The 1,450-nt window shown below is 72.2% G+C and carries 1 protein-coding gene and 1 pseudogene; both read right to left on the reverse strand.

The annotated features are described in order from the left end of the window. Positions 1 to 89: 89 nt before the first annotated feature. A complete protein-coding gene (locus tag AX702_RS10035; RefSeq protein WP_269450385.1) occupies positions 90 to 1,052 on the reverse strand; it encodes a FecCD family ABC transporter permease in 963 nt (320 codons plus the stop codon). Then, positions 1,049 to 1,450 (reverse strand): annotated as a pseudogene (locus tag AX702_RS22515) (ABC transporter substrate-binding protein); the annotation flags it as partial. The pseudogene AX702_RS22515 and the gene AX702_RS10035, both read right to left, overlap by 4 nt.

The raw sequence follows: 1,450 nt of genomic DNA on the forward strand, positions 1-1,450 counted from the left end.
CACCACCGTCACCCGCCCCGGAACGAACGCCGCCGACACGTCACGCAGCACGCTTCGGCCGCCCAGCGCCACGGTCAGCCCTTCAGCGTTCAGCTCCAAGACCGCCCCCGCTCCCCCAGCAACAGCGCGAGGAAGAACGGCGCGCCGATCAGCGCCATCGCCACCCCCAGCCGTACCTCGCCCGGCCCCGGGACCAGCCGGCACAGGCTGTCCGCGCCGAGCACCAGCGCCGCGCCGCCGAGCGCGCTCGGCACGAGCAGCGCCGACGGCCGCGCCGCCACGAATGGCCGCAGGAGATGCGGCACCACCAGGCCGACGAACCCTACCACGCCGGTCACCGCCACGCCCGCTCCCACGGACAGGCCCGTCCCCAAGATCACCAATGCCTGCAATCGCCTGAGGTCGACACCAAGCGAGCGCGCCGCCTCGCTCCCTAGCGTCAGCGCGTCGAGGCTGCGCCCCGTCAGGAGCAGCAGCGCCGCTCCCAAGAGCATGAACGGCGCCGCATGCAGCAGGTCATCCGGCCCGCGATCGGTGAGCGCACCCATCAGCCACTCGATCACCTCGGCGACGACATAAGGGTTTGGAGCGATAGAGATCAGGAAGGCGGTCAGCGCCGCGGCGAGGCTGGCGAGCACAGTCCCGGCGAGCACGAATGCCGCCGGACTCTCCGCGCGCCAGGTCAGCGCGGCGAGCAGCCCCATGGCGCCGATCGCCGCGGCCATGGCGGCGGCGAACACGCCCCATTGGCTCCCCACGCCAAGCACCAGCGCCGCCACCGCGCCCAGCGCCGCGGCGGAGGAGACGCCGAGCACGCCCGGATCGGCGAGCGGGTTGCGCAGCCATCCCTGCAGCACCGCCCCCGACAGCCCGAGCGCACCGCCCAGCAGCAGTGCCAGCAGCGCACGCGGCAGCCTGAGCTGCGTCACAATCGCCCAGCGCGGGTCGTCCGACCATGCGGCGTCGAGCGGTACCCACGCCTTGCCCGCCATCAGCGAGGCGACGAACAGCACCGTCACCAACGCGGCAAGCAGCAGGTGCAGCCGCCTCAAGCGCCGGCCCCGCGCCGTATCTCAGCCAGTCGCCGCAGTGCCGCCGGAATGGTCGGCCCGCCGCAGTTGATGAGGTCGCGCGCGAACGGGACGTCGCGGGTCTCGGCCCCGAGCAGCCGACGCCGAATCGCCGCCGTTCGCCCGCCCTGATCAGGCGACAGGATCAGTGCAGGGGGATGCGCGACGATCGTCTCGACGGGTAAGCGCCCCGTCATCGCGACGCCATAGTCCGCCGCGGCATCGCGCAACCCCGTGTGCGTCATCATCTCGTCCAGCAACGTGCCGCCGCCGTTCGCCAGATCACCGCCGATGAACAATAGCGCTGACACCGGTGCGTCAACGCTCTTTGTCTCGGCCAGCGCCGCGTCGATGCGTGCATTGAGCACCTGCCCCCGCCG

It is taken from the genome of Sphingomonas sp. CCH5-D11 (genome assembly GCF_001557395.1).
GTDB lineage: Bacteria > Pseudomonadota > Alphaproteobacteria > Sphingomonadales > Sphingomonadaceae > Sphingomonas.